This is a genomic window from Hyphomonas sp. (assembly GCF_037969335.1).
Classification (GTDB): Bacteria; Pseudomonadota; Alphaproteobacteria; order Caulobacterales; family Hyphomonadaceae; genus Hyphomonas.
In genome coordinates this window covers 1-7,144 of sequence record NZ_JBBKXE010000202.1, presented here as the reverse complement: position 1 = coordinate 7,144, position 7,144 = coordinate 1, and the positions used below count along the sequence as shown (strand labels likewise).

6 protein-coding genes are annotated in these 7,144 nt (G+C 62.9%); all 6 read right to left on the bottom strand.

The annotated features are described in order from the left end of the window. Nucleotides 1-641 (bottom strand): hypothetical protein (locus tag AADA04_RS14945; protein WP_340694080.1); only part of this gene is annotated, 641 nt, incomplete at its 3' end. 67 nt (nt 642-708) lie between these two features. Beyond that, the gene (gene cobT / locus AADA04_RS14940; RefSeq protein WP_340694079.1) at nt 709-2,703 is read right to left on the bottom strand and encodes a cobaltochelatase subunit CobT; all 1,995 of its coding nucleotides are present in this window, start codon (nt 2,701-2,703) and stop codon (nt 709-711) included. A gap of 59 nt (nt 2,704-2,762) precedes the next feature. Beyond that, complete coding sequence (locus AADA04_RS14935) at nt 2,763-3,641, bottom strand: sterol desaturase family protein (protein WP_340694078.1); 879 nt, start codon at nt 3,639-3,641, stop codon at nt 2,763-2,765. A gap of 81 nt (nt 3,642-3,722) precedes the next feature. Then, entirely contained in the window at nt 3,723-4,394 is a 672-nt protein-coding gene (locus AADA04_RS14930) for a dienelactone hydrolase family protein (RefSeq protein WP_340694077.1), read from the bottom strand. Nucleotides 4,395-4,404: 10 nt separating this feature from the next. Beyond that, nucleotides 4,405-5,388 carry a cobaltochelatase subunit CobS gene (cobS, locus tag AADA04_RS14925; RefSeq protein WP_340694076.1) on the bottom strand — a complete coding sequence of 328 codons (984 nt, stop codon included), beginning with the start codon at nt 5,386-5,388 and terminating at the stop codon, nt 4,405-4,407. Between the two features lie 109 nt (nt 5,389-5,497). Further along, the coding region (locus AADA04_RS14920) for an amidohydrolase (RefSeq protein ID WP_340694075.1) at nt 5,498-7,144 on the bottom strand (1,647 nt) is incomplete at its 5' end.

Sequence of the window (7,144 nt, the reverse complement as noted above, 5' to 3'; positions counted from 1 at the left end):
GTGCCGAAGAAGACGCGGACAAGGTCGAAGTCCGGCTCGACGCCGCCGCGTGTGACTTCTGTGCTGCTGGCGACGGCGACGGGGCGCTCGCGCGCGCGCTCGACGCTCTGTATCAGGGCCGCGTTGACCTGCAGGCCGGTGACTTGGGCGATACGGGCCGTGTCGAGACCGTTCTCGACGGCAAAGGCGAGGAGCGGGGCGAGGCGCGGATGATCGGTGCCGAGATGGACGCGCACGAGGCGGGCGGCGCTGGCGATCTCCTCGGTGGCCCGGGCCGTGTCACCGGCATCGAGCGCGATTTCGGCCATGCGGGCGCGCAGGTCGATCTGGCGGGCATAGTTTGGCGGGGTTTCGGCGCTCGCGGCGGTGAGGACGCGGTGATAGGCCGACAGGGCGGCTTCGGTCTGGCCCGCCTCGGCGAGAATATCGCCAAGGTCTGTGCGCAGGTCGCCCTTGACGTCCGGATCAGCGAGCAGGGCGCGGGCGAGGGATATTTCCTGAACCGTGTCGCCGGCGGCCTGAGCATCGCCGAGCAGGACGAGACGGTCCGGTTCGGGCTTTGAGGCGCAGGCGGCGAGCAGGACAAATGCGCCTGCCAGCAAGAGCTTCGCAAATGGCGTACGGATGAAATGGTCTGGCATCGGTCCTGTCCCCTGTTCGGCCCATCAGACCCTAGCATGAAGGCAGAAATATGGGACAGGCCCCTGCCTAGGATTTGGGGCCCTTGACCGCCTGCAGCGAGGTCGTTTTCACGTCGCGGCCCAGCCCGGTCTTGCGCCCGCCATAGCTGGGCGCGCCGCTGGCAGCGCCGGAGACCGCGCCGCGCACGGTGCGGTCGGTCAGCGGCGGGATGGCCATGGCCTTGGGATTGGGGCCGTTCTCGTCGAACAGGCTGGCCAATTGATCAGTCATATCCCCGCAAAGCTGTACGGCGTAGACGATGGTGACGGCGCGCTTGTAATAGCGGGTGACATCATGGCCGATGCCGATGGCGATCAATTCGATCGGGCTGCGCGTCTCGATTTCCTCGATGACCTGACGCAGGTGGCGTTCGAGATAGTTGCCGACATTGACGTTAAGAGTGGAATCATCGACCGGCGCGCCGTCTGATATCACCATCAGGATCTTGCGCTGTTCGGAGCGCGCGAGCAGGCGGTCATGCGCCCAGAGCAGGGCCTCACCGTCGATATTCTCTTTCAGAAGGCCTTCGCGCATCATCAGGCCGAGATTCTTGCGGGCGCGGCGCCACGGGGCATCGGCCTGCTTGTAGACGATGTGGCGGACATCGTTGAGGCGGCCAGGGCCATTCGGCTTGCCGGCCTTGACCCAGTCTTCGCGCGCCATGCCGCCCTTCCACGCCTTGGTGGTGAAGCCAAGGATCTCGGTCTTGACGCCGCAGCGCTCCAGCGTGCGGGCGAGAATGTCGGCGCACAGGGCGGCGACCATGATCGGACGCCCGCGCATCGAACCGGAATTGTCGAGCAGCAGCGTGACCACGGTGTCGCGGAAATTGCTGTCGTCTTCCTGCTTGAAAGTGAGCGCCGCGGTCGGGTCGGTGATGACACGGGTGAGGCGGGCGGTGTCGAGCACGCCTTCTTCAAGGTCAAAGCTCCAGGACCGGTTCTGCTGGGCCATCAGGCGGCGCTGCAGCTTGTTGGCCAGCTTGGAGACGGCGCCCTGCAGGCCCATCAGCTGGTGGTCGAGATAGGCGCGCAGGCGGGTCAGCTCTTCCGGGTCGCAGAGGTCAGGCGCCTGGGCCACTTCGTCATGGGCGCGGGTGAAGACATTGTAGGCGAACCGGTCACGCTCGTCGCCATCGCGGAAATTCGGGCGCAGGGGCTTGGAGCCGTCATCGCTGTCATCAGCGTCTTCGTCGGCCTCAAGGTCGACATCCTGGTCGACGCTGACATTTGTCTCTTCGCCGTCGATTTCCTCGCTGTCGCCCGATTCCATCTGTTCGGACGAAGCGCCCATCGGCTCTTCGGATTCCTGGTCCTGTTCGCCCTGCTGGGATTGCTCGTCTTCGCTGTCCTGTTCCTGCTGGTCCTCTTCGGACTGCGCCTCATCGCCGGACTGGTCGCCTGCGGTGAGGTCGCGGATCATTTCGCGAATGGTTTTGGCAAAGCCCGGCTGGTCGTGAAGCTGGGCGATCAGCTTGTCGAGCGCGCCGCCGGTGTCGGCCTCGACCCGTTCGCGCCAGACATCGGCGACGCGAGCGGCGGCTTCCGGCAATGGACGCCCGGTCAGCTTTTCACGCAGCAGGAATTCGACCGCCGGGGCGAGGACCGCTTCCGGGTCCTCTGCGCCCATGGCAAATTCGTCGGACTTGCAACGCAGTTCGAGGACAGCATCGAGATTGATGGCGGTGCCGCGCATGGCATTGGCGCCGAGGCTTTCGATGCGCGCGTGTTCGGCCGCGTCATAGACCTTGCGCGGCAGGTCGCCCGGCGGGCGGTTCCGGACGTGTGCGGCTGCGTCATGGTGGGCCCGGCGCAGGGCAACGGCGTCGGCCTCGCCGCGAATACGGGCGGCCACGGGCGCAGGCAGTTCGACCGGCGGCGGGCGCAGGACGATCCGTTCGCCGTCAGAGCCTGCATCATTGCCGAAGCCGACCTCGACGTCGCGGTCAGCCGTCATCGCCTTGGTAGTCGCGGCGAGCGCTTGCTTGAACAGTTCCTGAGGGGTGGTTTCGGTCTTGGCCATGACGATCACTTAGCGCGCGGGATCGCATTTGCGAAGAGGGATGCCGGGTTGCCGCCGCGCTAGTCCGGGCGAAGCGCGCTTCCCGGCTGTTCGCGGGGCGGGATCGAGCCCACCCGTCCAGCGCCCAGTTCGCGCACGAGCCTGACCCATTCCCGAAACGGAAACATCAGTAATTTCAATGCATTGTCGCCCGGGCTGCCGACAAATCCCGTGGCGAGCGTTTTGGCCGGGCCCGGCATGTAATAGGTCCCGAAAGCGAGGTCGATAAAGGGAAAGAAGAGCGCGAAATTCTTGTTGTAGGCATCGTCCCGGTCGACATGGTGCCAGCGGTGAAAGCGCGGGCCGGCGATGACGTAGCGCAGCGGGCCGTGCGACCAGTCCAGATTGGAATGGACGTAATATTGGTGTGCCTCGCGCAGCAGACCCAGGAACACGACATCATTGATCGACAAGCCGCAAAAGTAAGCGACGATCGCGCCGGTTGGCACGAGCAGGACCCATTCAAGGATGTGTGCACGATTGGCCGACAGGAAATGCAATTCCGTATCGGAATGGTGAACCGCGTGCATCGGCCAAAGCCAGGCATTGAAATGTGACAGCCGGTGCATCGTATAATTGGCCAGATCAAAAATCAGCAGCGCCATGAAGGCGCGCACGAGCCATGGTGCGTCCTGCCACACCTGGCCTGGCACGTGCGGCATGTCCTTCAGCAGGTTGAGCAGGAAAGCCGTCGCCGCGAGCGGAAGGACGAGTGCAGCCATATTGAACGCGACGATCACAAGGTTGACGGCCCCGCTACGCCGCAGGGAATCGTTCCAGTCCAAGGCATCGCGCCCGGCCTTGAACCAGGCCAGAACCGTGATCACCGCGAAGAAGCACAATATGAATTGTGCCTTCTCGGACAACAGCATCATCACGGAGTGGGCATATTCGGACATATGTCCGCATCGCATACCTGCGTGAAATCCGGGTTAACCCGACCCGCGATTATTTTTGATCGGAACGCGCATTCGCCGCGGTCAGCGGATAAGCGCCCTGTCAAACAGTTCAAGCGTCCGCTGGAAGGCCAACGCGTCTGCTGGCTGATCATGATCATCCGAGCCTTGTCGGGCAAAGCCGTGGCCAGCTTCATAGACGTAGACCGGAACATCGTGGCGCGCGGCGATGAAGGTATCGACGCCGTCCATTGGAATATGCGCGTCATGACGACCGAAATGCGCAATCGACGGGCAGTTTGGCGCGGCGGCCTTGAAGCTGGGCAAGAGGCTGCCGTAATAGGCCGCCGATGCCGCAAGCCCGCGCAACTGGCAGGCCGCTATATAGGCGATCGATCCGCCATAGCAAAAGCCGGTGATGAAGACAGGTCGCTCGAGCGCGTCCACGCAGGCACTGATATCAGCCATGGCGGCATCCAGCCCATTGGCGCGGGCGTAGCCGCCGCCTTCTGCGATGGCTTCCGGCGAATGATCTTCACGGACAAAGCCGGGCTTCTGGCGATCAAACATCGAGGGCATGAGCACTTCATAGCCTTCAGCGGCGAAGCGCTTGGCCGCATCGATCATGAACGAATTGATGCCGAAGATTTCCTGCACCAGGATCAGACCGCCCTTGCGCGCTCCCTTCGGGTCGACACGAACCGCGCCAAACTCAAAGCCATCGCCACTTTTCAGGATCAGGCTGGTTACGCTCATATCTTTCGTCTCAGGCGACCTTCACCATGAGGGCGCTTTCCGGCAGTTCCTCGGCGAAGCAGCGTTGGTACATTTCAGCGACCAGCGGACGTTCAAGTTCGTCGCACTTGTTGAGGAACGTCATGCGGAACGCGTGGCCGAGATTTTTGAAGATAGCAAAATTCTCCGCCCATGTAATCACCGTCCGCGGACTCATCACGGTGGAGAGATCTCCGGCCATGAAAGCGTTGCGGGTGAGATCGGCCAGCGTCACCATCTTGGACAGCGTGTCGTCATCGACGCCGGTGGCCTTGGATTTCACAATTTCGACCTCGGCATCGTGTTCCAGGTAATTCAACGTGGTGACGATGCTCCAACGGTCCATCTGGCCCTGGTTGAGCTGCTGTGTGCCGTGATAAAGGCCTGTCGTGTCGCCGAGGCCGACCGTGTTCGTTGTCGCAAACAGGCGGAAATAGGGGTTTGGCGCGATAACGCGGTTCTGATCGAGCAGGGTCAGCTTGCCGCTGGCCTCGAGCACGCGCTGGATGACGAACATCACGTCCGGGCGACCGGCATCGTATTCGTCGAAACAGATCGCTACCGGACGCTGAAGCGCCCATGGCAGGATGCCTTCGCGAAATTCGGTGATCTGCTTGCCGTCTTTCAGGACGATTGCATCCTTGCCGACCATGTCGATCCGGCTGACATGGCTGTCGAGGTTGACCCGGATCATCGGCCAGTTGAGGCGCGCTGCAATCTGCTCGATATGGGTCGACTTGCCTGTGCCGTGATAGCCTTGGACCATGACGCGGCGATTGTGCTCGAAGCCGGCGAGAACCGCCATCGTCGTCTGGGGATCGAACCGATAAGCCGGATCGATTTCAGGCACGTATTCAGTCCGCTTCTTGAAGCCGTGGACGGTCATTGTCGTGTCGAGGCCAAAAACCTTCTTCACGTTGATCTTCTCGGTCGGCTTCATGCCCTCAAGGGCATCGGTATCGCTCATTACAGTCATGGAGTTCTGTCTCGTCGGGGAGGATTTATCGTTTCAAACTAGGTTCTAGCACGCGAAGCGCCGACGCCTAGTGCGACGTAGGGTAAAACTGAGGCGGACATTGGGGCCCTCAGTCTTCCGACCGCCAGACAATTTCGCCCCCGATCATCGTCATCACAGGTTTGGCTTCGAGGATTTCGGCTTCCGGCACCGTCATCAGGTCGCGGTCAAAGACGGTGAAATCGGCTAGCTTGCCGGGTTCGATCGTGCCGAGGTCGTCTTCCTGAAAGCTGGCAAAGGCGGCCGCCGAGGTGAACAGTGCGAGCGCCTGCTGGCGGCTGAGCGCCTGTTCCGGGTGCCAGCCCGGACCGGTTTCGCCCTTGAGACTCTTGCGAGCAACGGCGGCGTAGAATTCGATCAGGGGCGAGCCAATTTCGACCGGGGCGTCCGAGCCGCCCGCAATCACCGTTCCGTTTTCGAGTAAAGTCTTCCAGGCATAGGCACCCGCGAGACGGTCCATGCCGAGGCGCGCGGGCGCGAAGAAGAGGTCACCAATCGCGTGCGAAGGCTGCATGGAGGCGATGAGCCCATCATCGCTGGCGCGCATCAGGTCTTCCACCGCGAAAATCTGCGCATGTTCGATTCGCCAGCGATGCGCGGCGTCATAACCGCCGGCCTCGACGGCCTCGAGTATGCGGCGATTGGCAAGGTCTCCGATGGCATGGATGGCCAGCTGGACGCCCGCTGCATCGGCGCGGGCCATGACCGCCGCCAGGTCTTCTGGCGTCATCAGCGCGAGACCGGACGTGTCGGGTCGGTCGCCATAGGGTTCGATCAGCAGGGCCCCTCGGCTGCCAAGCGCGCCGTCCATGTAGATTTTCACGGCCCGATTGGTGATCGTGTCGGTTTCCATTTCGCGGCCGGCGGCGATGTCGAAGCCGTCTTCGCCGAGCGCATTGTAAAGCCGGATCGGCAGGCGGCCCTGCGCGTCGAGCTCTGCCATGAGGGGGATTTCCTCAGGCGCAACGCTCATATTGTGCCCGCCCGTCCAGCCGCGCGAAGCATAGAGTTTCGCGCCAGTCTCAAGCGCGATCTTGAGCCCGTCCGCGTCGGGCACGGTGATCAGCGGAGCGACGAGGCCCATGGCATTGTCGATGAGCAGGCCGTTCGCCGCGCCATCGGCATTGCGCTCAATGCGCCCGCCGTCGGGATCGGGCGTATCCTTCGTGATTCCCGCCGCGGCCAGAGTGGCGGAATTGACCACCATGGCGTGGCCATCCGAGCGCACGAGGATGATCTTGTGGTCGAGGCTGACGGCATCAAGGTCTGCAGCTGTAGGCATGCGGCCCTCGGGCCAGCCAGTTTCAATCCAGCCGCTCCCGAAGACAACGCTACCCGGTGCTTTGTCGCTGACTTCCGTGTTCATTCGTGTGACGAGATCGTCGATGGAGGCAGTGCCTTCGAGGTTGAGCGTCAGTTCGCGCTGGCCGACGCCGAGCAAGTGGACATGGGAATCGGTAAAGCCGGGGAACATGACCGCGCCCTTGAGGTCGATCAGGTTGATTTCATCCTCGCTCCAGTCAGCCGAGGTAGGCGGCACCGTGGCCTGGATGCGCCCGTCCGGGCCGACGACAACAGCCTCGATGGTCGGCTGGTCAGGATTGCCGGTATAGATCGTGCCGCCGGTGATGACCGTGATCGCGGGGGCGGTGACAGCCTCCGGCGCGGGGGCGGCAGGGGCGCCGCAGGCGACCAGCAGGAGGGCGGCAAGGGCGAG